General features: G+C 42.9%; 17 protein-coding genes. 13 read left to right on the top strand and 4 right to left on the bottom strand.

The window, feature by feature from the left end; genetic code table 11:
* Positions 1–63 precede the first annotated feature (63 nt).
* On the bottom strand, positions 64–1,185 hold the full coding sequence (locus ACZ42C_RS13830) for an NADH-dependent flavin oxidoreductase (protein WP_461181665.1): 1,122 nt from the start codon (positions 1,183–1,185) through the stop codon (positions 64–66).
* 531 nt (positions 1,186–1,716) lie between these two features.
* Here ACZ42C_RS13830 and mqo point away from each other — a divergent pair.
* Positions 1,717–3,225 carry a malate dehydrogenase (quinone) gene (mqo, locus tag ACZ42C_RS13825; RefSeq protein WP_461181664.1) on the top strand — a complete coding sequence of 503 codons (1,509 nt, stop codon included), beginning with the start codon at positions 1,717–1,719 and terminating at the stop codon, positions 3,223–3,225.
* A gap of 393 nt (positions 3,226–3,618) precedes the next feature.
* Here the strand turns inward: mqo and ACZ42C_RS13820 are convergent, their stop codons facing one another.
* The 3 genes from ACZ42C_RS13820 to ACZ42C_RS13810 form a co-directional block, all read right to left on the bottom strand.
* Positions 3,619–4,884 (bottom strand): glutamate-5-semialdehyde dehydrogenase, encoded by a 1,266-nt coding sequence (locus tag ACZ42C_RS13820; protein ID WP_461181663.1) that lies wholly within the window; start codon positions 4,882–4,884, stop codon positions 3,619–3,621.
* Positions 4,841–5,995 (bottom strand): glutamate 5-kinase, encoded by a 1,155-nt coding sequence (proB, locus tag ACZ42C_RS13815; protein WP_461181662.1) that lies wholly within the window; start codon positions 5,993–5,995, stop codon positions 4,841–4,843. Before proB ends, ACZ42C_RS13820 begins: the two co-directional genes overlap by 44 nt.
* 474 nt (positions 5,996–6,469) lie before the next feature.
* The gene (locus ACZ42C_RS13810; protein ID WP_461181661.1) at positions 6,470–7,105 is read right to left on the bottom strand and encodes an SGNH/GDSL hydrolase family protein; all 636 of its coding nucleotides are present in this window, start codon (positions 7,103–7,105) and stop codon (positions 6,470–6,472) included.
* A gap of 583 nt (positions 7,106–7,688) precedes the next feature.
* Between ACZ42C_RS13810 and ACZ42C_RS13805 the strand changes: the two genes are divergently transcribed.
* The 12 genes from ACZ42C_RS13805 (at position 7,689) to ACZ42C_RS13750 (ending at position 24,388) form a co-directional block, all read left to right on the top strand.
* Complete coding sequence (locus ACZ42C_RS13805; protein ID WP_461181660.1) at positions 7,689–12,551, top strand: 5'-nucleotidase C-terminal domain-containing protein; 4,863 nt, start codon at positions 7,689–7,691, stop codon at positions 12,549–12,551.
* Positions 12,552–12,995: 444 nt separating this feature from the next.
* Entirely contained in the window at positions 12,996–13,931 is a 936-nt protein-coding gene (locus ACZ42C_RS13800; RefSeq protein WP_461181659.1) for a glycine betaine ABC transporter substrate-binding protein, read from the top strand.
* Positions 13,932–14,278: 347 nt separating this feature from the next.
* Complete coding sequence (locus ACZ42C_RS13795) at positions 14,279–14,476, top strand: cold-shock protein (protein WP_144162257.1); 198 nt, start codon at positions 14,279–14,281, stop codon at positions 14,474–14,476.
* Between the two features lie 684 nt (positions 14,477–15,160).
* Positions 15,161–16,075 (top strand): carbohydrate ABC transporter permease, encoded by a 915-nt coding sequence (locus ACZ42C_RS13790; RefSeq protein WP_461181658.1) that lies wholly within the window; start codon positions 15,161–15,163, stop codon positions 16,073–16,075.
* A complete protein-coding gene (locus ACZ42C_RS13785) occupies positions 16,072–16,881 on the top strand; it encodes a carbohydrate ABC transporter permease (RefSeq protein ID WP_461181657.1) in 810 nt (269 codons plus the stop codon). The genes ACZ42C_RS13790 and ACZ42C_RS13785 overlap by 4 nt, the downstream gene beginning before the upstream one ends.
* A 25-nt stretch (positions 16,882–16,906) precedes the next feature.
* On the top strand, positions 16,907–18,241 hold the full coding sequence (locus ACZ42C_RS13780; RefSeq protein WP_461181656.1) for an ABC transporter substrate-binding protein: 1,335 nt from the start codon (positions 16,907–16,909) through the stop codon (positions 18,239–18,241).
* A gap of 169 nt (positions 18,242–18,410) precedes the next feature.
* Positions 18,411–19,130, top strand: a complete 720-nt coding sequence (locus ACZ42C_RS13775) for a glycerophosphodiester phosphodiesterase (protein ID WP_461181655.1) — start codon at positions 18,411–18,413, stop codon at positions 19,128–19,130.
* A 165-nt stretch (positions 19,131–19,295) separates the two neighbouring features.
* Positions 19,296–19,931, top strand: coding sequence for a phosphate signaling complex PhoU family protein (locus ACZ42C_RS13770; protein WP_461181654.1), 636 nt, complete (start codon positions 19,296–19,298; stop codon positions 19,929–19,931).
* Between the two features lie 95 nt (positions 19,932–20,026).
* The gene (locus ACZ42C_RS13765; protein ID WP_461181653.1) at positions 20,027–21,631 is read left to right on the top strand and encodes a Na/Pi cotransporter family protein; all 1,605 of its coding nucleotides are present in this window, start codon (positions 20,027–20,029) and stop codon (positions 21,629–21,631) included.
* Between the two features lie 18 nt (positions 21,632–21,649).
* Positions 21,650–22,606 carry a glycerophosphodiester phosphodiesterase gene (locus ACZ42C_RS13760; RefSeq protein ID WP_461181652.1) on the top strand — a complete coding sequence of 319 codons (957 nt, stop codon included), beginning with the start codon at positions 21,650–21,652 and terminating at the stop codon, positions 22,604–22,606.
* An 82-nt stretch (positions 22,607–22,688) separates the two neighbouring features.
* A complete protein-coding gene (locus tag ACZ42C_RS13755) occupies positions 22,689–23,237 on the top strand; it encodes a glycerol-3-phosphate responsive antiterminator (RefSeq protein ID WP_461181651.1) in 549 nt (182 codons plus the stop codon).
* Between the two features lie 185 nt (positions 23,238–23,422).
* Positions 23,423–24,388: an ornithine cyclodeaminase family protein gene (locus tag ACZ42C_RS13750; protein WP_461181650.1), complete on the top strand. Its 966-nt coding sequence runs from the start codon at positions 23,423–23,425 to the stop codon at positions 24,386–24,388.
* Positions 24,389–24,445 lie beyond the last annotated feature (57 nt).

Below are 24,445 nucleotides of genomic sequence, written 5' to 3'. Positions count from 1 at the left end.
CAAACAAAAACATGTGGAAAATATAAAGGAATAGATGGGATGCCTGCCTGTTGCTTTCACTGTCTATTTTTTATCAAGTCCTGGAAGAGGTGGCAGTATGGAACCTTCCATGTTAAACCAGTCAATGGCTTTCTTCGGGATGCTAAGCTCCTCCAGATTTTCCACTGTGGTACGAATTTCACTTACACGGTTTTCTTTGATTTTCTTTATAAATTCCGGCTCCAGCAATGCGGCTCGTCCCACCGCTGTAATATCCCCATGGTTCAGTGCATCCAATGCATCATCTGCTGTAAAAATATTGGATACAATAATAACCGGGCACCTTCCGTTGATTTGCTCTTTTACCAGTTTCCCGTATGATTTGTTATACCCTTTTGGACGGCTTGCATAACCTGTCCAAAGTGAAATATGGACATAATCAGCTTTTTCGGAGACAACTTTCTCAATTAACTGCAGTGATTCATCGATGCGGTATCCCACATTTTCTCCATGAACTTCATCCGGAGAGATCCGGTAACCGACTATAAAATCATCTTTGCCTTTTTCTTTTACGGCACGCTTTACTTCTTTTAATACAGCCAGCGGGAATGCCATACGCTTCTCCAAGGAACCGCCCCATTCGTCTGTGCGACGATTTGAGTACACGGAGAAAAACTGCTGCAGTAAATAATGGTTGGCACCGTGCACTTCCACTCCGTCAAAGCCTGCTTCCACTGCTCGTTCCGCTGCTTTTCCAAAATCCTGTATCGTATTTTCAATCTCTTCTGCGGTCATTTCATCAGGTACATGGTCAAGGAAAGGAAACTCCACGGCACTGGGAGCGACAGTCCGCCCCAATTTTTCATGAACTGCTTCACGTCCGGCGTGGTGCAACTGGATTATGGCTTTGTTTCCATCTTTTTTAATGGTTTTTACCAGTTTTTTCAGGCCTTCTATATCCTCGTCCTTTGAAATGGATATTTGCCCATCAAACCCATAGCCAGCTTCATTTACATATGCCGCACCTGTAATAATCAGGCCTGCAACATCCGAACGTTTTTCAAAATACTTCACGTCCAGATCAGATATGGTTCCATCGTCATGGGCACCCTTCGCAACCATGGGAGCCATTGCGGTTCGGCTGGGAAGTTCTGCACCATTTGGTAAAGTAATTGGTTTTAATAAGTTTTCATAAGCATTTCTCATAATAAATCCCTCCTTCATATAATGTGACCGATGCCACAGGTGGACTTTGGAGTACTCATCAGTTCACATATCTATCGTAACACAGTAATCATGTAAGCAGTTTACAATACCGCATAATGTAACAGAAGGTTCATTAACACTATAGTGGTAGGGAAAAAGGCAAGGCCATTTGCCAATTTGATTTCACAAAGAGATAAAATGAACGATGTTTCCTATAAAAAGTTTCTGCCATCGTCAAAATGATTTCCGGAAGCTTAAAAGCTCTAAATATGAAGAAGAGATTCACTTCCTTATAAAATGCCACCCAATGTAAAAAAATTACTTCTGCCCCGCAGCAATAGGAAGCCAGCCCTTTTGTTTAAAAAGTGAATTTCTTTGGAAAACAAGTATAACAATCGATCGGGAATGTGATATAATATAGTAAACTAATAATCATTCAAAAAGGTGTGTTTCAACGCGCCTTGTTTTTCTGCGAATTTAAACGGAGTATTTACATATTTTTTCTAAATTTAAAATGTAAGGAAGGTTGTCATGAAGAATAAACAAGTCAGCACAGATGTTATCTTAATTGGTGCCGGTATCATGAGCGGCACATTGGGAACACTCTTAAAAGAATTGGCGCCGGACTGGAAAATTACTGTATTTGAGAAGCTGGCACAAGCGGGAGAGGAAAGCTCCCATGAGATGAATAATGCCGGGACAGGACACGCAGCACTCTGTGAGTTAAACTACACAAAAGAAGGCCCCGATGGGTCGATTGATATTAGTAAAGCAAAAAAAATCAATGAACAATTCCGCGTTTCCCTGCAGTACTGGTCATACCTTGTAAACAAAGGCCTGCTGCCAAACCCGGAAGAATTCATCATGCCATTGCCGCATTTGAGTATGGTTCAGGGCGAGGCGAATGTGAACTTTCTAAAAAAACGTTTTGAGGCCATGTCCAACGATCCGCTTTTTGAAGGGATGGAATTTTCCGATGATCCGGAAACGCTGAAGGAATGGATGCCGCTTGTTATGGAAAACCGTACGTCCAAAGAACCTATTGCCGCAACGAAAATAGATACGGGCACAGACGTCAACTTTGGCGCATTAACCCGTAAAATGTTCGATCATCTCGAGAAAACAGATGTCGAAGTGAATTACAGACATAGTGTGGAGGACATTAAGCGTACCGAAGATGGGGCATGGGAAGTCCGAGTCATTGATTATGAAAACCATGTGATAGAATACCATACAGCAAAGTTCGTCTTTATCGGAGGCGGTGGTGGCAGTCTGCATCTACTGCAAAAAACTGGTATTCCGGAAAGCAAGCATATTGGCGGGTTCCCGGTAAGCGGGCTTTTCATGGTGTGCAAAAATCCGGAAATCGTGGAGAAGCATCATGGGAAAGTGTACGGAAAGGCAAAAGTGGGCGCACCCCCGATGTCTGTACCGCATCTGGATACCCGTTACATTGATGGGGAAAAGTCATTGTTATTCGGACCGTTTGCCGGATTTTCACCGAAGTTTTTAAAAACAGGATCCCTACTTGACCTGATGACCTCCGTCAAGCCGAACAATGTTTTTACGATGCTTTCTGCAGGGGCAAAAGAACTGCCGCTGACGAAGTATCTTATTCAGCAGGTGATGTCATCCAAAGAACAGCGAATGCAAGAGCTGCGTGAATTTATCCCGGCTGCCAAAGCTGATGATTGGGGTCTTGTTGTTGCAGGCCAGCGCGTACAGGTAATCAAGGATACCGAAGATGGTAAAGGAACCCTTCAGTTTGGAACTGAAGTGGTAACCGGCGCGGAAGGTACAGTGGCGGCGTTGCTGGGGGCGTCTCCAGGTGCTTCTACAGCTGTAAATGTCATGCTGGAAATTCTCGATAAGTGCTTCCCGGAAGAAATGAAAGCCTGGGAACCAAAGATTAAGGAAATGATTCCTTCCTACGGCAAGCTGCTGGCGGAAAATCCGCAACTGCTTCAGGAAACCGATGCTCATACTGACAAAGTGCTAGGTTTAAACAAAATGGAAAAAAAAGAGATAGCAATCGGCTAAATTTATAGTGTGCATGAGACAAAATAAACCTTTCATCTTTTTGTGGGATGAAAGGTTTATTTTAATTGGAAGGAAGTGTGATTTAATGACCAAGATATGTTTTGAAGCATGGCGAGCTTAGCTTCTGGAAACATCCTGTTTTTTAGATGCGATAAGAATGTATGATATCTGGATTGACTTAGCGGGAGTTAAGGCTGCAGGAATTGGTGAAAGGAGCAGTTAGAGGGTTGTACACATTTCTCTTTGTCTCATACCATTTTATGTAATCATTCTACAGTCGGTTTAGCATTGTTTTCTACATAATTGCATCACTATTCCGTTAAAAACAGGGTACTAATCAAATTTGATGAGTACCCTTAAATGCAAGTCCATTATTTATAATCAAAAGCCAACCTACTCCCTGACAATTCCATTCCCTTTAATAAAAAACTTGCTCGACGTCAGGGCAGGCAACCCCATTGGACCCCGTGCATGCAGCTTTTGCGTGCTGATGCCGATTTCTGCGCCATAACCAAATTCAAACCCATCCGTAAATCTTGTGGAAACATTATGGTATACCGCCGCTGCGTCCACGCCCTGCTGAAACAGGAAAGCATTGTCTTGATTCTCGGTAATAATCGCTTCGGAATGTCTTGTGCCATATTGATTGATATGCTGGATGGCTGCTTTCACATCATCTGCCAATTTCACACTGATGGTAAGGCCGAGGTATTCGGTATGCCAATCTTCGTCGGTTGCCGGCTTTGCATTGGGAAAAGCCTGAGCCGTTTTTTCATCTGCTATAATATCCACGCCTTCTTCACTCAACTTCTCCAGCAGGGCCACACCATACTGGTTGAACCATGCAGGATGGATCAGCAGTGATTCGACCGCATTACAGACAGAAGGACGCTGCAGTTTTGCATTCAATACAATTTGTTCAGCCATCTCCTGTTCTGCTGATTCATCAATGTATACATGACAGTTTCCCGCACCGGTTTCAATCACCGGAACCGTGGATTCACGGACGACCGTATCAATCAGATTTTTTCCGCCGCGGGGGATTAGTACATCCAGGTATTCATTCAGCCGGAAAAGTTCTTTCGCTGTCTCCCTGCTCGTATCTTCAATCAATTGTACCGCGTCTTTCGGTACATTGCTTTTTTCCAGGGCGGCATGGATGGATGTGACCAGCGCGATATTCGAATGCTTGGCTGAGGAACTTCCACGCAAAATCACTGCATTTCCTGTCTTTAATGAAAGCGCCGCCGCATCAATGGTAACGTTTGGCCTTGCTTCGTAAATCATGCCGACAACACCAATCGGCACCCGTTTTTTTTCCACAAACAGGCCGTTCTCTTTATCAATCGTCTCTAAAGTTTCTCCAATAGGATCGGTCAGCTCGATCACCTGTTTGATCCCTTCTGCCATAGCTTCAACCCGTTCCGGCGTAAGCAGAATGCGATCCAGTATGGCTTCAGAGGTTCCTTTGTCTTTTCCTTCTGCAATATCTTTTTGGTTTTCCTGCAGAATAAATTCCTGGTCTTCTAAAATCTGCGCGGCCACAAACTGCAATGCGCTGTTTTTCTCTTCCGTTGTTAAAGCAGTCATGCTGTAGCTGGCTTCCTGTGCCTGTTTACCCTTTAACTGTACTTCGTTTTTCACCTGTACGTTGCTCATTCTCGAAATCCTCCTTTTGTGTAGTCAAGTCAACCCAATGATCCCCGCGTATCACTTTGAGTGCCGGTTTCCGGACTCCTTTTTTCCGGCTATTCATCCATTCTTTTAATTCATGGGAAGAGCACTTTACTTGCCCTTTGCCAAGCAGGCCATTCTGACTCAACACCTCCACCACATCGCCTGCTTCAAACATTCCCTTTACTTTAAACACACCAGCGGACAAGAGGCTTTTACTCTTAAATCGAATTGCTTCTTCCGCTCCCTGATCCACATAAATTTTTCCGGATGATTCGGAATGAAGCCCAATCCATTGTTTTTTCGTATTGACCCAGTGGAGTCCGGGATTGGCAATGTAGGTGCCATTCCCTTCCCCCTTTATGACATCGAGCAGCTTATTTTTCCCCTTACCCTGGCCGACAAAGACCGGGACACCTAAAGAGAGTGCGGTCTTTGCTGCAAGAAGTTTTGATTTCATGCCTCCGGTACCAACTTTCGAGCCATTTTCATCTGCGGCTTGAATCATGGAATCCGTAATATTTTCAAGGTAATGCAGCTTTTGTGCATTTGCGTTGGTTTTCGGATTGCCATCATAGATGCCATCAATGTCTGTTAAAATAATTAAACGGTCGGCATGGACAAAACCGCTTACCAGTGCGGAGAGCATATCATTATCCCCGAAAGTTAATTCATCCACGGAAACCGTGTCGTTTTCATTAATAATGGGCAAAACACCACGATCAAGCAGTTCGCTTATCGTGGCAAAGGCATTCTGATACCGCTCCCGATTGGAAAAGTCAGATCTGGTCAGCAGCAATAAGGCGGCAGTGACATTGTATGCATTCAGTTTTTCCAAATAGGTTTGGATTAAAAGGCTTTGGCCGACAGCGGCTGCCGCCTGCCTTCCTTTTAAACTGGCCGGTCTGCAGGCGTAACCCAGTCTCTTAAACCCGGCTGCCACGGCACCGGACGAAACTAAAATTACGTCGTGTCTTTTCTTTCTTAATGCTGCAATCGCATGCACGTGATCCTCGAGCTTTTGATAATTAATTTCCCCATTATCGTTTGTCAGAGAACTGCTGCCGATTTTCACAACAATCCGTTCTTTTGTCATGTTCATTACCCCTGAATATATATTAAGCCTATTTTGTCGTGTGAAGGAAAATACAGTGGTATGCAACATTCACACAGGCTCTATTTATCTAGTAAAGTTTTGTATACTTATTTTATATTAGATACTGCAGGGAATAGAGCGTTTTTTACATTTTCCTGTTCACAATATCTTTTGGTGTTTTCAGTTTCTTATATGTATAAGTAATTATGAATTATTATGCATCATGTTGAATAAATACTCAAGAGGGAATCCATTTTATTTTAAAAAATTCTATTTTTGGATTTGGGATTAGGGAAGGTGGTGAAGAAACATTGCATATTACTAATCTATCTTGTGGCTTAACAGTAAGGCTTGGAGTACATAAACGGGGTTAAAAGAAGAGTGTGTCCTTCGCTCCCCATAATCCGGTATAAATCATTGCTGTCATCCAACACTTCTTCATTTGAAACCAAGTGAAGGGGAGCCATCGAAACACTATTGTCCTTCAATGAGCCCCAGGCTTTCCAGCCAAATCATTGTCATCAGCATTCTTCCAAGTGAATTCATATGTACGCCATCGGTAGTCAGCTTATTATCGGGGAATTTTTTAATATATTCCATAAATCTATGATGCATGGGAACGAGAACGGCATCGAACTCTTTGCTAAGCATGCTCGTTATCGCCACATATTCCTTCAGCAGTTTATTACCTTCCGCATGCTCATTTTCCTCTATGATCGTAGGCTCCAGAATAATTAGCTTTGCTTGTGTATTCTCTTTTACACGTTTCAGCAAATCCCGGTAAATATCCATAAATGCAGCCGGAGAAACCTGTTCTATATTGGGTTGGTCCAACTGGCGCCATACATCATTGATTCCAATGGAAACAGAAAGCCATTCAGGGTCCTCATCCATCACATCTTTTTCCCAGCGATCCTGTAAATCTGTCACTCTATTACCGCTGATTCCCTTATTCACTATTTGCAAAGAAAGTTCCGGATGACGTAAAGCAAAAAAATCATGTATGTGCCTGACGTAGCCAGAACCTAATCCATCTGCATCCTGGAAACGTTCATCCTCTGTAATACTGTCTCCGATAAATACAATTTTTTCTCCGGATTTGAACTTCATTGAACACCCTCCACCATACACTCGTTTAATAGGTATCATAACATACTATTGGTAAAGGGATGATGAGGATTGTAAATCTACCATAAAATCAACCTTAAAAGTATGTAAATTTTTCGAAATTCAATTCACAATAGTACGGCGGTCTGTTTAAATGAAAGCGAACGCCGGTATTTGCTTCAAGTTTTGCAACTGAAGGATTGGGTCTTTAAACCCGCAGGAGGTGATCCTTTTGACCTGATAGCTTGGCTAAAATGGTTATTTTCTCATATGGTAATTCCATGCTAAGTTACTTATGCTGAAATTAGCAGACTTTACCGTGAAGCAGATTCGGTTTCTTTCATCACGATTGGCTTTGCCGGCAGAAAAACTTCCACTAGCTTCATAGCAGTCTCCATGCGCATAAAACAGGTTTGTTAGCTAAATATAACCATGCAAAAGGTAATATGTTTATAGTCAGATCGGGGAAGGAATGCGCAACAGCTGGAGAAGGGAATCGGGTAACTCCTGTCACCAATCCAAATACATACATGATAAGAAGAGTCCGCTTTTGCCCAACGGTAAATGCAAAAAGGAGGAGAAGCGATTGCACGTACGAACAAAAAGAAAACATGTAAGTATGATGATGATTTTTGTTTTGGTGTTGAGCATGCTGACGCCCATGGCGGAACCCGTAAGCTTGTACGCAGCTGAAGCGGAATCGCCTATTACGGTTGGAGAAGCTATTGAGCTGGATAATGATGGGAGCAGTCAGACGGTTGCCGGGTACATTGTTGGGTATGTTATAAGTCCTGATAATGTTTCAGACCATGATTTTCGAGAGGATTATAATGTGGCACTGGCAGACGAACCCGGGGAAACAGATATTGATAACATGTTGTTTGTTCAAGTGACCAGTCCCTACCGCTCAGCATTCGGTTTGGCTTCAAACCCGGGTAACCTGGGAGAAGAAATTATCGTTACCGGTAATATAGAAGCATACCACGGTCACTATGGTCTAAGAAGCCCAACCGATATGCGGTTTGCCGACGAAAATCCGGACGAGCCCCTTGAATTGCAGACGATCGCAGAAGTAAGGGAGCAAGCCACCGGTGAGGCGAAAACCAAAGGCATCGTGACTGCCAAACTGAGAAACACGATCCAGATTCAGGACGATACAGCAGCAATTGCTGTACGCCCAACATCACTTGATGTGGATGTGGGCGATGAAATCACCATCACCGGCGATTTGTATAATTACCGGGGCTTATTGCAGCTGCAAAATGCCTTGGTGGATGATAAAACAGCAGATACAAATATTCCTGACCCTGTTAGCCTGCAGGGAAATGAGCTGGAAAATCACCAATCGAAACTCGCAGTTGTTGATCATGTAACGCTAACCGATGTCAACGAAGGCGGTGATTGGGCGAATTACACAGCTGAAGATGAATCCGGAAACACTTTTGTCGTACGTGACGAAACAGGAGAACTAAACCTGGACACGGGTGTTGTCTATGATTCTATTACCGGTATCGTCATTCAGTTTGATGACGATCAGCAAATCATTCCGCGCAGCCAGGCGGATATTATTGAAGATGTTACTACGGTACAGCCGGTGACAGCGAGTCCTGGTCCGGGTGTGATTCCATCTGGATCGGAAGTTACCCTGACAACGGCGACAGAGGATGCGGAAATCTTTTACACGAAAGATGGCAGTGATCCGTCCTCAGAAAATGGGGAACCCTACAGCGGAGCAATCACTGTTGATGAGGATGTAACAATCAAAGCGATGGCTGAAAAAGATGGATTAACAGCCAGCCGTGTAACTGAATTTCATTATACTGTTTACGATGCTGAAGATGGTATCATGATCCATCATATTCAGGGAGAAGGTCATGAATCACCGCTTGTGGGCAGTATAGTAGAAGATGTGGAAGGTATTGTTACCTATAAGTATGAATTAAGAGGTGCGCATTATTTTCATATGCAAACACCTGAAGATGATTATGACGGAAATGAGAAAACATCGGAAGGCGTTGTTGTCTATACCGGGAACCAGGATCTGGCCGAAGTTGGCGACCTGGTCCATGTAACCGGGGAAGTCGATGAATATCATATTGATGGGTATGATGATCGACAGGAAACGGATTTATCGGTTACCCAGATTGCTGCACGTGATGACTGGGGCGGTGACGTGAAAGTAATAGAGAGTGATGTAGAGCTTCCGTCACCTATTGAGCTGACTTCCAGCGATATTCCTGAAAATATTATTGGCGATGAAGGGCTCGAAGTCTATGACCCGGAAAACTATGCTATTGACTTTTGGGAAAGCATGGAAGGAATGCGGGTGGAAGTTGCTCCTGCTCAGGCAGTGGCACCCCAGGAGCATGGTGATCTGGTTGTGGTAACAGAAGAGTTCACACCGGAAAATAGAACGTCTAATGGCGGTATTTGTATAACGGAAGACGGGCCGAATGCGCAGACAATTCAATATAAGCTGCATCCCAACAATGATGCAAGGGATTTTGCAGTCAAAACAGGGGACCGGTTCACGGAACCTGTGGAGGGTGTTGTCAATTACGGCTACGGGAATTACAAAGTTTATGCCGACCTGGATGACGTAGAAGCTATTTTTGAAGAAGGAGATACGGAGCCTGGACAGACGAGTATAGTAAAAGATGAGGACAAGCTGACGGTTGCCACTTATAATGTAGAAAATTTTTCGGCAAACGAAAGCGAAACGTCCCCGCAAAAAGCAGAAAACATTGCACGGGCCTTTGTCAGTGATATGGACAGCCCGGATATTGTAGGTATTGTGGAAGTAATGGACAATAATGGACAGAACGAGGGGCCGAGTGATGCAGATGCCTCGGAAAGTTATGAGCGGCTGATTGAAGAGATCCAAAATCAGGGCGGGCCTGCTTATGACTATGTCAATATTGACCCTGAGTACAATCAGGATGGCGGAGCGCCGCACGGCAATATCCGTGTTGGTTATCTTTATCATCCGGAGCGCGTGACACTGACGGAAGGTGAGCATGGAACCGCCATAGATGCTACTTATTATGAAGACGGGCAGTTAACTTTAAATCCTGGCCGCATTTCGCCCAATGAAGACGCTTTTGAAAATTCACGCAAGCCATTGGCGGCACAGTTTGAATTTAAAGGGGAGAGCGTGATTGTGATCAACAATCACTTTAACTCCAAAAGAGGGGATGATGGTGCATTTGGACAAAATCAGCCGCCGGAACTGCATAGTGAACCGCAGCGCAGGGACATGGCTGAGCTCGTAAATGACTTTGTTGGTGACATTAAAGCGGAAAATCCGAACGAAAATGTTGTTGTCTTAGGGGATATGAATGATTTCGAGTTTTCAGCACCGTTAAACATCCTTGAAGGGGATGAATTGACGAATATGATGATGTCCGTTCCCGAAGAAGAGCGGTACACTTACATTTACGAGGGAAATTCCCAGGTGCTGGACCATGTGCTTGTATCCAACCATCTGGCTGATGTGACAGAGACTGACGTGCTGCATGTGAATGCTGACTTTACGGATATGCATGGACGTGCCAGTGATCATGACCCCATATTAACCCAGATTGATCTGGCGGGCGAAGAGGCCGAAGATTATTTTGACCTGTCTATTATGCATATGAACGACACACATGCACGGGTGGAACCACTTCCGAAAATGGTCACTGCCGTTAATGAGTTCAGAGAAGAGAATCCGGACGCACTGCTGTTGAATGCAGGAGATGTGTTCTCCGGAACCCTGTATTTTAATGAATTTAAAGGGCAGGCGGATCTTGCCTTGCTGAACCTGATGGATATGGACGCCATGGTTTTTGGCAACCATGAATTTGATTTGGGGGCGGAAGAAGGCGGCCACGAATCCCTTGCCGCATTTGTGGAAGGTGCCAACTTCCCGTTTCTCGGTACCAACATCGATTTTTCAGCGGATCCATTTATGCATGAACTGGAAACGAATCAATCTCTCGTTACGGAACCGGAAAACGGAAAAGTATACGATAGTATGGTCATGGAAGTGGATGGCGAACAAGTCGGGATTTTCGGCTTGAATACCGAAGATACGGCGAATATTGCCAGTCCTGAAGAAGTGACGTTTGACGACTTCATCGAAACCGCGGAAGAAGCGGTGGCAACATTTGAAGAGGAAGGTATTAATAAAATAATTGCCCTGACCCACCTTGGATATGATAGTGCTCCGGAAGTCGGCAATGATTTGCGACTTGCCGAAGAAGTGGAGGGCATTGACATCATCGTCGGCGGTCATTCTCACTCGACATTGGAAGAACCGGTCGCTGTACCTGAAATAGTAACGACAAATGCAGACGGGGAAGCAGTGGAACCGACTGTCATTGTTCAGGCGGGAGAATATGCAGCGTATCTTGGCACGCTGGACGTCACCTTTGATGAAGATGGGGTAATTACCGCATATGACGGTGAATTGCTTGAAGTGGATGCATATGATGCAGACCCTCTTGCTGTGGAAATCTTGGAGCCTTATAAAACACATGTAGATGATGTAATGCATGAAGAAATTGGTGCAGTAGCTATGAAGGATTTGATCAATCCTCGTCAAGATGCACCTGGGGATGACAGTGTCCGCGCCAATGAGACAGAGCTCGGCAACCTGGTGACAGATGCGATGCTTGCCAAAGCACAGGAAAAAGAGCCTGATACAGTAATTGCTTTTCAAAATGGCGGCGGAATCCGTGCGCCAATTGAGGAAGGAGAAATTACAACCGGCGAAGTCATTAACGTGCTTCCGTTTGGGAACAACCCGGTAGTTGTGACATTGTCAGGTCAGGAAATCAAGGATATCCTGGAGCACAGTGTTCGTCAGGCACCGGGGGAAAATGGAGGATTCCTGCATGTGTCCGGAATGCAATTTTATTATGACAGTGAAGAAGAACCGGGCAACAGGGTGGTGCAAATGTATGTGGAACTGGACGGTGAACTGGAGGAAATACAGCTTGATGAGGTTTATCAGGTGACAACAAACGGTTTTACCGGACAGGGCGGCGACGGTTTTGACACATTTGCCCAGGCTTATGATGATGGCCGGGTGAGAGATATTGGCGAATCCGACTGGGAGCAACTGAGGGATTACATGGTCGAAGAGGAGTATCTTGCTGGTATCGTTGACCCTGAACGGGAAGGAAGGATTGTTGACTTAATGGGAGAGGAACTTCCTGAAGCACCAGGGGATGATGATGATGGTAAACCTGGAAATGGCCCACCGCCATTCGGTCCGGATTTTCCACCAGGGAATGGACCGCCATTTGGTCCGGATTTTCCACCAGGGAATGGCCCACCATTCGGCCCAGGTTTTCCACCAGGAAATGGACCTCCATTTGGACCGGATTTTCCACCAGGGAATGGCCCAACGTCTGGACCAGGCCCCTCATCTGGATTTGGTCTGCCAGGATCTAAAACCGATTAACCAACGCTTTGCCTGTTAGTTTCAGGCAGTGATATTCCCGGTTTAACCTAGGCCGGTAAACAAAGAACACACAGCTCACATAAGGGCTGTGTGTTTTTACTTTTCATACTTTCTATGGCAGGATTCATACAATTCGCTCTAAATGCAAAGGCGCTATGAGTTTGGACATAAAATTGCCCAAATAAGTATAAATAAAACAAATTTAGTCCAAAAATAGCGGAAACCAAAAGAAAATAATGCAATTCCGCTAAATTATTTCATACACATTAATGCATCTCTGATTTTATAAAATTTTAATCGTATTTGCCGTTTGAAAGAAAGTTATTCTACCTTTACCATTTAACCGTTGTTCTATTTTTGCAATAGCATGGCTGTATTGCTTTTGCATAAAAAAAGCAGATGGATATAAAATACTAAAAATACTTCAAAGGAGTGCTTTCTCACATGATGAATTGGAAAAAAGCAGGGTTGGCTGCTGGACTGTCATTATCACTTATTATGGCTGCCTGTGGCGCAGATGATGCTGACGATGATACAGATACTGCGGGTAATGGCGGGGATGATCAGGCTGAAACGACGGAAGGTGTCGGGGAAGCTGTGGATTACACCATTACAGGGATTGAGCCGGGTGCCGGAATTACCCAGGCAACGAATACAGCTTTAGAGGAATATGAAAATCTTGCTGGCTGGCATCATGAAGAATCATCAACAGCAGCCATGCTGACAGAACTCGGGAATGCAATTAACAACGAAGAACCCATTATTGTTACAGGTTGGACACCACACTATAAATTTGCGCAATACGACTTAAAGTATTTGGATGACCCATTGGAAGCTTATGGCGGCGAAGAACATATTAACACCATCGTAAGACATGGCTTGCAGGAAGACATGCCTGAAGCGTATGAGGTGCTCGACAGATTTTACTGGGAAGTGGAGGATATGGAATCCATTATGCTTGCCGGGCAGGACATGGAAATTGAAGAAGCTGCTGAGGAATGGGTAGCAGAAAATGAAGATACCGTTGCCGGGTGGACAGAAGGTGTGGATTCGGTAGATGGTACTTCCATAGAACTAGTCATCACGCCATGGGATTCAGAGAGAGCTTCAGGGAATGTGTTGAGATTAGCATTGGAAGACATAGGTTATGATGTGACGATTACGCCGGTTGACCCGCAGATTGTATTCCAGGCTATTGCATCAGGAGATGGCGATGCTTCCCCTGCTCCATGGATGCCATACACGCATGGTGATTTCTATGCAGAGTATGAAGGTGAATTTGAAGATCTTGGAGAAAACCTGGTAGGTGCCAAGCTTGGAATGGTAGTACCAACCTATATGGACATCGATTCTATTGAGGATCTTGAGCCTGCGGAATAATTTAAAATAAGACAACGGTGAGGAGTACAAGGCGCATAGCGTTTTGTACTTCTGTTTTTATTTAATTGGCCACAAACAACTGAATTGACATTGTACATAGCGATTTTCACAAGTGTACTTAGCATTAGGAATGAATCAAAATGACGTGCGCAAGGGTTTACATCAGGGACGTCAAAAAAGACGGTATCTTTTTTGAAAGATACGTGTTATACTAAGAATAACTTAATTGTTCGTGTTAGCAATACAAGATCAATGTCATAACTTTAAAATGTATATCATCGTCTTGAATTATTATCAGAACAACCAAAGTAATAAACGTGCGCTATGCACAATGGAGGAATTTTCATATGAACACAGGTTCAGTAAAATGGTTTAACGCAGACAAAGGCTTCGGTTTCATCGAAGTTGAAGGTGGAGACGATGTATTCGTACATTTCTCAGCAATTCAAGGCGAAGGTTTCAAAACTTTGGATGAAGGTCAACAAGTTACTTTCGATATCGAAGAAGGCAACCGTGGCCCACAGGCAACGAATGTTGTTAAATAATAATTGATAGTATGAAAAAGCTCTTCTGTTGCAGAAGGGCTTTTTTGTTTGCATGGAATAATGAAACAGAATGCAGTAAAATTCATTGGTGCTTACGGGGAGATAGTAAAAATACTGCTCATAATTAAAATCTGAGTGTTTGTTTTCTACTGTTGAATTGCGTAGGTGAATACTCCAAAATCGGCTTCGTTACTTTGGCAGATCAGTTTTCATGTGTGCCGGTATAAAATATCTTTCTTTTCGTTCTGTGCCGTTTGTTTTATGAATATATAAAATATAGTAGGTTTGTAAATTACCTATTAATCTAACTTTAAGAATACGTAAAGTTCTCCCGAATCCCCTTCACAACAGGGGTGCAATCTGTTTAAATATAACTGAAAGGGGGAGTTGACAGATAGCGCGCTGTATTGCGTATCGAAGGATTTGGGGTGAATATTTTTAATGTACTGCAATGAAAACTTTGAAACATTCTTAAATAAGCTTGACATCGTTTTCATAATTTGGTTAAATTTTAAACAAGACAAGTTGATAATTAGTAGGAGAAATGGAGATCCACAAGGAATGACCTTTTGCAATGGAGAAGGTGCGTTTTTTTGTGGATTATATTTTTGTCAACTTGCGGGAGGTGGCGATCTCTGAAAGGACAAATCAAGTAATTTTACATAGAGGGAGTGGAAACACGACTTGGGGAAAAATAAAACAGTAATTGGGAAAAAAGAACGTCTGAACCAGAGTAACTTATTTGGTACGGGCATGCTTTACCTCTTGCCTGCACTCTTGCTTTTGGGCGTATTTTTATTCTATCCCATTATCATGACATTGTATTACAGCTTCTTTGAAGTCGGTGGCGGGGGCCAGGTTGGTGAGTTTGTAGGTTGGGCGCATTATGCTGATTTGCTGCAGTCGCCCCAGTTCCGCCAGAGTATGGTAAGTACATTATTGTTTGTGCTTTATACGGTTCCGGCGCAAATCATTATATCTTTATTTTTGGCCGTAATTGCGAGCGAGAAACTGAGGGGGAACGGGTTTTTCAGGACTATCTTCTCGTCCACGCTTGGAGTTTCGGTGGCAGCCGGCGCAACCATTTTCCTGTTTTTATTCCACCCGAGTCTGGGTGTGCTGAATAGTATTCTCGGCATATTCGGGATAGACGGGATAAATTGGCTGACTGATTCCCGATGGGCATTGTTTTCTGTAGCATTAACGACTGTTTGGATGCAGATCGGTATTAACTTTATTATATTGCTTGGCGGGTTGCAAAATATATCCAGAGAATTGTATGAAAGTGCGGATATTGATGGAGCAGGGTATTTCGCAAAATTATTCAAAATTACGATCCCTTTGCTGTCTCCGGTTTTATTTTTTGTCACTATTATCGGGATCATCGGGTCATTTCAGACATTTGGGCAAATCGACATCCTAACTGGGGGAGGACCTGCAGGAGCGACGAATATTATCGTTTATTCCATCTACCAGGAAGCTTTTTCATACGGTAATTTCGGTTATGCAAGTGCACAGGCGATTATTTTATTTTTCATTATTTTAATCGTAACGGTAATCCAATTTAGAGTGGGAGAAAGAAAGGTGCATTATCAATGATAAAGAAGATTATATTTTATTTTTTGCTTATCTTATCATCCCTTATATTGTTCTTCCCGCTCCTTTACGCCGTATCGGCCAGTTTTATGGATCCGCAGGAAATTTATGCAGGAAAGCTCCTGCCATCATCATTAAACTTTGATGCTTATATTGATGTGTTTGACAGGGTTCCGCTTGTGCATTTCCTGTTTGTCAGCTTTACCGTTTCTTTTATCGTCATGCTGGGACAGCTGATTGTCTCCAGTTTGTCAGCCTATGCATTTGTTTTTATTCCATTTAAGGGCAGGGAAGTTATTTTCTTTCTTTTCCTGGCAACCATGTTGATCCCTTGGGAAGCGACAATGATTCCCAACTTCCTGACTATCTTGAATCTTGGCTGGATTAACTCTTTCCTGGGGCTTACTTTTCCATTTTTTGCACTGCCCTTTGGTATTTTCCTGTTAAGGCAGCATTTCCTGACAATTCCAAAAGAGTTATGGGAGTCCGCGCAGATGGATGGGTGTTCACGGTTTAAGTTTTATTTGAAATTTGTTTTGCCATTATCAAAATCATCACTGAGCGCCTTGGGTATTTACGGGTTTTTAACCACCTGGAATCAGTATCTATGGCCGCTTTTGGTGACAAACGATGAATCCCGCAGGACAGTACAAATTGGTCTTAAAATGCTCATTGACACGGAAAGTTCCTCTTCCTGGAATGTGGTAATGGCTGGGGTGGTTATTATCCTTATCCCTACGCTGGTACTGTTATTCATAGGGCTGAAATACATTAGAGAGGGATTGACGGCGGGAGCATTGAAAGGATAAAAAAATTTGAAAGGGGAAATGAAAGTTGAAAAAAATACTCGGTAGTTTGGCGTTGCTTTTGGTGCTTATGTTTGCATTGGCCGCTTGTAATGGTGATGGAGATGCGGACAGTGGTTCAGATGATGCAGGTTCAGGGGAAGAAGCAGGTTCGGATGGCGAAAAGATTCAAATTGATTTTTGGCATGCGATGAGTGGTATTAATGGGGACTCCCTGGAAGTAATTGTGGATGGCTTTAACGAACAGTCTGACACAGTGGAAGTGGAAGCAATCTATCAGGGAAGCTATGATGATTCATTAAGTAAGCTTCGTGCAGTGGGTGGTTCCGATGAAGCCCCGGCAATTGTACAGGTCTTTGAAATCGGTACAAAGTATATGAGTGAAGGCGGCTATATTACGCCGATGCAGGAATTTATCGATGCTGATGATTTTGATGTATCCAATTTGGAGGAAAATATCTTATCTTATTATGAATTGGACGGAGAATTGTACTCCATGCCTTTTAATACATCCAATGCTGTCATGTTCTATAACAAAGATATGTTTGAAGAAGCCGGATTGGATCCGGAAAACCCGCCAAGCACTTTCAGCGAAGTGCAGGAAGCAGCAGAGGCGTTGTCCGATGATGATACGTATGGTTTTACAATGGCGACGATCGGCTGGTTCTTTGAGCAGTTAATGGCAAACCAGGGTGCGCTTTACCTTGATAATGACAATGGACGCAGCGATGATGCTACAGAAGCATTGGTTAATTCAGAAGAAGGATTAAACATCTTTAACTGGTTAAATGAAATGAATGAAGCAGGCACATTCCGTAACTATGGAAGCAACTGGGATGACCCGCGTGGACCATTTTTCGCCGGCCAAGTTGGCATGTATTTGGACTCCACAGCAAATACAGCACAGGTCATTGAAAATTCCGCATTTGAAGTTGGTTCCGCGTCACTTCCTGTAGCAGATGGAATGGATCCTGAAGGTGTAATTGTCGGCGGTGCATCACTCTGGATTACCAACCAGGTTTCCGAGGAGGAACAGGATGCTGCCTGGGAGTTTGTTAAGTATATGACTGATGCAGAGGTGCAGGCTGAATGGGCAGCTGCAACAGGTTATTTCCCAATCACTCCGGCAGCTTATGACGAGCCTGCATTAACAGAAGTTTATGATGAGTTTCCGATTTACCGTACGGCAGTAGACCAGTTGGAAAACACTACTCCAAGTCCTGCAACACAAGGAGCATTGACGGAAGTTTTACCGGAAGCAAGGCAGATCATTGAAACATCACTTGGTGAAATGTATGAGGGTCGTGATCCTCAGGAAGCCTTGGATGATGCAGCACAAAGAATTACCGATGCACTGGATTAAGGTTTAATCTGAATAACAGCTGTTTACCTATTTGCTGCTGGAGTATACTTCTTATTCCAAACAGCGCACTTTGAGAAAATAGCTAAAATACATGGAGGCTTTTCCCGCCTTTGGGCAAGTTCTTGCTTGAACCGCGGGGAAAGCCTTTTAGATAAAGCGAGTGAAGAAATTGACTTTTAATTTTGCACATAGGGGCTCGTTAACAGAAGCTCCCGAAAACACGCTGCCGGCAATGAAAAAAGCATTGGCCCACAATACGAGGGGGATTGAATTGGATATACAATTGACAAAGGATAACCATCCGGTTGTAATCCACGATCAGCACCTGGGGCGTTTTAATAAATCCGCTGCCGGCTATGTAAAAGATTATACACTGAAAGAGATTAAACAAATTGATATTGGCACTTCCTTTTCCGAAACATTCACCGGCCTTTCCTTGGCCACGCTGGATGAAATCCTGGAGATCATGCCAAGACATGTTCTGTTAAATGTGGAGATAAAAAATATACCGATCATGTATGAAGGTATTGAAAAAATTCTCCTTGATTGTTTAAAGAATCATCAATTTGAAGATAAAGTAATTGTTTCTTCTTTTGATCATGAAGTATTGAGGGAGTTTCAGAATATAGCACCGAATGTACCCATTGGCTTGCTTTTTTATTATCGCCTACTTAAGCCGTGGGAGTATGCAAAACATTGTGGGTTGGATGTTTACAGCCTCCATCCGATGCAAAATTGGACAGACAGGGAATTTATTGAAGCATGCCATGAGCTTGGCTATAAAGTTTATCCTTATACGGTAAATGATAAAAGTCGCTATGAAGAGCTGCTTGAATATGGAGTAGATGGCGTGTTTTCCAATAATCCGGCTATTTTTGCCGGTGAATAAAGCTGTTAATAACAGCAATAGATGTAGCGTATGAAACAGCAGCCAGGAAAATGCGGATTCTGGAAACATTACCGTCAATGTACAAAATAGATATGAATAGCTGATAGTATAAAAGCCTTGCTCACCGGCAAGGCTTTCCTAAACCACAGAATGGAGGTGATTTACATGCTCAGCAGAGAAAATTATTATGTGAAAAAACGTGAAGAAATGAAACACCTCACATTAAGTATTATAGATCGATTACTAAAAATGACTGATTACTATATTGCCTACCTAAACAATCCCTCTGACAGACAAAGAGAATATATATTTCAGGCTGAAGAACAGGTGGACCAGATTGAAAGAAAAATAGAATCCTATATTGTGGAAACGATATCACTGCAACAATTAAATATGAATGAAATTAAATGGTTATTTGCCATCAATCGGATTATACGGGACCTGGAACGTATTGGTGACCAGCTTACCAATATTATCACAATCAGTGAAGGGCAGGATGTTGCGGAGTTGAAGCCGTTAATCCGGGAATTCTTCTCTTACGAACAAAAAATGATGTATTGGCTGATAGAAGGAATAGAAAATGAGGATGTTACCCTTTTAGAACAGGTGATTTCCCATGATCAACATGTGAATAAGCTGAATAAAAACACGTATCAGATGCTGGTAAACCATGTGGAAGGGGAAGAGAAGGTTACAGAAAGTAAATTAAAAACGATCGTAATTAGCCGTTTTTTGGAAAGAATAGGGGACCATCTGGTGAACAGTGCAAAAACGTACAAAGGAACAATTCAAACGGTATAAGAAGGTTTCGGGCAAGAGGCATATCAAGTAAGCTTTTAAATTAGTATGGCCAATGGTTCGGTTTTTTTATCGTTGAGGAAGTTGGTGTGGGGTTCATGGATTTTCTAACTATTATATTGGGGTTTTTCGGCGGACTGGGAATTTTCCTGTACGGCACCCATCTCTTGAGTAATAGTCTGCAGCGGTTGGCTGCTTCAAAAATGCGTACCTATTTAACGAAATTAACGAATAAACGTTGGAAAGGCATTTTTAGTGGGATCATTACGACTTTTTTTCTGCAAAGCAGTACGGTTACATCCATCCTGGTTGTCGGTCTGGTCAGCAGTGCTGCCTTGAGCCTCAGTCAGGCTTTTGGTATCATTCTCGGCTCTGCTATCGGGACAACATTAACAGTACAGGTACTAACGTTCAATATTTCAGAGTACAGCACCCTGTTCATTTTTTTGGGAGCTGTTTTAACTATTTTCTTAAAGCATCCAAAATGGAAGAATGCAGGGTTGGTGGCTCTTAGTATCGGTTTCATTTTTTATGGAATACATTTGCTGTCAACTTCTGTATCCCCGTTAAACGCTTACCAGCCAGTGGTTGACATATTACTGTATGTGTCAGGGCAGCCAATTCTTTTTGCGCTTCTTGCGGTAGTGCTAACCGCCTTGTTTCACAGTAGTGCAGCTGTGATATTAATAGGAATTGCTTTTATAGATCATGAAATGCTTGGTGTGGAAGCCATTATCCCGCTCATATTAGGTGCGAATGTGGGGTCCACGCTACCGGTTATCGTCTCCAGTCTTGCATTGAATCTGGAGGGAAAAAAACTCGCATTCTTTTCCTTCCTGTTTAAATTATCGGGAGCTTTGCTGTTCTTTATGTTCCTGTCATTTATGATGAATTTAATCGGGTTATTACCTGGAGAACCGGGAAGGCAGGTGGCTCATTTTCATACGTTGTTCAATGTGGTAAATGCACTGATTTTCCTGCCATTACTGCCATTAGTTGCCGGAGGATTTGAACGTTTTTTTCCCGAAAAGAAGGAAGAACCGTTATTTCGTGTTAAACTAAATGAAAGAATTCTTGATGTTCCGGAAGAAGCCATGATCCACAGTAAACGTGAAATCGTTAGGTTGGCAACACTGGTTCAAACAAATATGATTGAACAGTTAACGGAATTCACAGCTGGGAAACATGAGGCAAAAGAACTCATTAAAATCGAAAAAATAATTGATGCTTCCTACATTACCATTCAACAATATTTATTGAAGCTGGGGCAGAATAATCTTACAAACCATCAATCCAATGAAGAGGTAAAGCTCCTGCATATATTAAATGATATAGAGCATATTGGAGATGCGGTTCTTCGTTATATCGGTGCGGCAGAGAAAGTAAACAAGAAAAATATCGAGCTGGGAGAAAAAGATATAGCCCAGATTAAGAAGCTTTTACATTATATAGAAAAGGCATATTCCAACTCGCTGTCAGCTTTCAAAGATGAGGACATGACGGTGGCAAGGGAAAATATTCAATTTCAATCTTATGTAAATCAGTTTGAGAATGACATGAAATTTGAGCATTTTAACAGTTTAATAAACAAACAGGAGTACAATCCGAATATAAGTGCAGTTTATCTGGATATGACAAATCAATTATTGCAGGTTTATCAGCACACGATGAATATATCACGAACAGTGTTGGGTCTGATATAATAAAAACAGGTGATAGAGATGAAGATTACTATATTCCTCCTGATCTTTATTTTCCTGGCCGGCTGTGGAGATCATGACGAAATGACCACGGGTGGGAGAATGCTGCAGGAGAATGATCAAGGACCAAAATTGGCATTGGACCGAAGCGGTTCTCTGCTGTCCGAAAGCCGTTTTCTCAACATCGCCCACCGTGGTGCTTCCGGACATGCACCGGAGCATACCCTGGTATCCTACCAAATGGGGGAGGATATGAATGCGGATTATATTGAAATCGATTTGCAGATGACAGAAGACGGAACCTTGGTTGCCTTGCATGATGAAGATATATCCCGTACATCGGACAGAGAAGGCGCTGTGAAAAAAATGGTCATTGACGAAATAAAAGCACTGGATGTGGGAAGCTGGTTTAACGAGGAAAACCCGGATCTTGCTCAACCCGTATTTAATCAAATAGAGATTCCAACATTGGAAGAGATAATGGAAACCTTTGGCCATGACGCCAATTACTATATTGAAACCAAATCGCCTGACCTTTATCCCGGCATGGTGGAAGAATTGCTGGAAGTACTTCACCGGCACGGGCTTATCGGCAAGGATATTCCCGAAGGCCAAGTGATTATTCAATCATTTGATAAATCGAGCTTGCTTGAAGTGAAGGAACAGGAGTCGTCCATTCCGTTAATCAAATTGTTGAATTACCAGGATACGGAAGCCGGATTATCAGAACGGGGATTGGATGAAATAAAAAGTTATGCGGTGGGTGTCGGAGTAAATCATGCTGCCCTGACGAAAGAGTTGGTGGAGAAAGTCCGAGGGGAAGGCCTGCTCATCCACCCATATACTGTAAATGAGAAACAGGACATGGAGCGATTGATCAGCTGGGGAGTGACAGGTATTTTCACAGACTACCCGGATCGATTGGAAAAGGTACTGGCGAACTATCAAAACAGAGATGACGATTCGAAACAGAATTGATGGAGGCCGATCATTCACTTAATGTTTAATGAAGCTGGTGAGGATTTAATCTGGAAGTGAAATAACCTTGGGGGGACTTTGTGTGGAGCGTTTAGAAGGGGTAATCCCTGCAGTCAGAAAAATAAAAGACTTTGAGAAATTATTAAAAACCGATCATCGGATCATTATTTTACTGGAAACAAGAATAGCACAATTGCCGAATCTGGTAAAATATGCAAAGAAATTTAACAAGCAGATTATTGTCCATCTGGATTTAATTAATGGACTGCAGGTGGATCAGTATGGGATGGAATTTCTTGTGCATCATATGAAAGTGGATGGTGTTATTTCCACTCGGGGAAATATCATTTCCATGGCAAAGAAAAGTGGCCTGGTGGCCATTCAGCGCATGTTTGCCATTGACAGTTCTGCAATTAAGAAAAATATTGAACTCGTCGATAAAACAAAGCCGGATTATATTGAAGTATTACCCGGTATTATTCCTTCTGTCATTCAGGAAATTGCCGAGCAGACAGAAACACCAGTCATAGCCGGCGGATTAATCAGGTCCCCGGATGATATTAGACTTGCGCTGGACCATGGCGCAGTGGCAACAACAACATCTCGCAAGGAGTTATGGAATTATTCGTAGTATGCAAGATAACCTGTCTATGTAGATCTCGGATTTTTTACAGCAGATAAATATAAATTATCAGTTTGCTCATGCAAAAGGTAATTCTCTTTGGCGAAAAACCTGCTGTACGGATATCCTTGATTAATGTCACGTCCAATTGCTTAAAAGTAGCGAGCAGAGGACGTGCAAGGGAGGAAGGACAAATGACATTACTGTTAACACATAAGGAAATTAAAAGTCTGCTTTCGCCACAAGCACTCATTACAGAATTAAAAACTGGATTTGAAACGTATTCCAGCATGAGAGACATTGTGGGACAACGCGCACATTCACCTCTCCCAAGTGATAATTCAAGTTCTATGATACTTTTTCCCGGTTTGGTAAAGGAAATACCCGCATATACGGTAAAAGTTCATGCCAAGTTTCAAAATCAATCGCCCGCTATAAAAGGAGTTATCCATCTTCATGATGTACATAACGGTGACTTGCTTGCAATTATGGATTCCTCTTATTTAACATCTGTTCGAACCGGTCTTTGCGGAGCACTGGGTACACACGTATTATCCAGGCCCAAAGCTGATAAGGTTGCGGTCATTGGGTGTGGCGTCCAGGGCGAATTACAGTTAAGATCATTAACATATTTTCGCAATATCTCCAAGGCATACGCTTTTGATCTAATCCCGGAAAAAGCCCATGATTTTGCCGATAAGATGAGCAAAAAATTAAATGTAAATGTGCTTGCTTCTGATAATTTAGAGGAAATTACTCAAAAGGCAGAGATTATTATTTCAGCAACTTGGTCCAAAGAACCGTTTCTTTTTCCGGAAATGATACAGCCAGGGACACACCTTACCACACTGGGAGCTGATCAGCCTGGGAAATGTGAGGTTAGTGCAGAGCTTATCGGAAGTTCTGTTTTTATTTGTGATGATGTTCATCTTTCAGAGAAGATGGGTGCCATTGGAGGGGCTGGTTTGACCAAAAGAGATGTAAATATATCTGAACTTGGAGAAGTACTTGCTGGCCGTCAATCGGGTCGTACCAATCAGGAGGAAGTAACAATTTTTGGTTCTGTAGGTTTAGCATTTCAAGATCTTGTTTCCGCATGGAATGTTTATCAAAGAGCAGTGGAAGAAGGCGTTGGAACCAGCATTGATTTTGGAAGTTAGCAGACTTTGAGCTGCTTTTTGCTGTAGCTGATTTCGTACATATTTGTTAGTCATACT

Source organism: Virgibacillus kimchii (genome assembly GCF_055379185.1).
Note: the sequence above shows the minus strand (reverse complement) of the source record. Positions and strands in the feature narration are given on the sequence as shown.

What these genes read in the sequence shown, in the direction of transcription:
- ACZ42C_RS13830 (WP_461181665.1), bottom strand. Translation starts at nt 1,185, where the DNA reads ATGAGAAATGCTTATGAAAACTTATTAAAACCAATTACTTTACCAAAT.
- mqo (WP_461181664.1), top strand. Translation starts at nt 1,717, where the DNA reads ATGAAGAATAAACAAGTCAGCACAGATGTTATCTTAATTGGTGCCGGT.
- ACZ42C_RS13820 (WP_461181663.1), bottom strand. Translation starts at nt 4,884, where the DNA reads ATGAGCAACGTACAGGTGAAAAACGAAGTACAGTTAAAGGGTAAACAG.
- proB (WP_461181662.1), bottom strand. Translation starts at nt 5,995, where the DNA reads ATGACAAAAGAACGGATTGTTGTGAAAATCGGCAGCAGTTCTCTGACA.
- ACZ42C_RS13810 (WP_461181661.1), bottom strand. Translation starts at nt 7,105, where the DNA reads ATGAAGTTCAAATCCGGAGAAAAAATTGTATTTATCGGAGACAGTATT.
- ACZ42C_RS13800 (WP_461181659.1), top strand. Translation starts at nt 12,996, where the DNA reads ATGATGAATTGGAAAAAAGCAGGGTTGGCTGCTGGACTGTCATTATCA.
- ACZ42C_RS13795 (WP_144162257.1), top strand. Translation starts at nt 14,279, where the DNA reads ATGAACACAGGTTCAGTAAAATGGTTTAACGCAGACAAAGGCTTCGGT.
- ACZ42C_RS13785 (WP_461181657.1), top strand. Translation starts at nt 16,072, where the DNA reads ATGATAAAGAAGATTATATTTTATTTTTTGCTTATCTTATCATCCCTT.
- ACZ42C_RS13770 (WP_461181654.1), top strand. Translation starts at nt 19,296, where the DNA reads ATGCTCAGCAGAGAAAATTATTATGTGAAAAAACGTGAAGAAATGAAA.
- ACZ42C_RS13765 (WP_461181653.1), top strand. Translation starts at nt 20,027, where the DNA reads ATGGATTTTCTAACTATTATATTGGGGTTTTTCGGCGGACTGGGAATT.
- ACZ42C_RS13760 (WP_461181652.1), top strand. Translation starts at nt 21,650, where the DNA reads ATGAAGATTACTATATTCCTCCTGATCTTTATTTTCCTGGCCGGCTGT.
- ACZ42C_RS13750 (WP_461181650.1), top strand. Translation starts at nt 23,423, where the DNA reads ATGACATTACTGTTAACACATAAGGAAATTAAAAGTCTGCTTTCGCCA.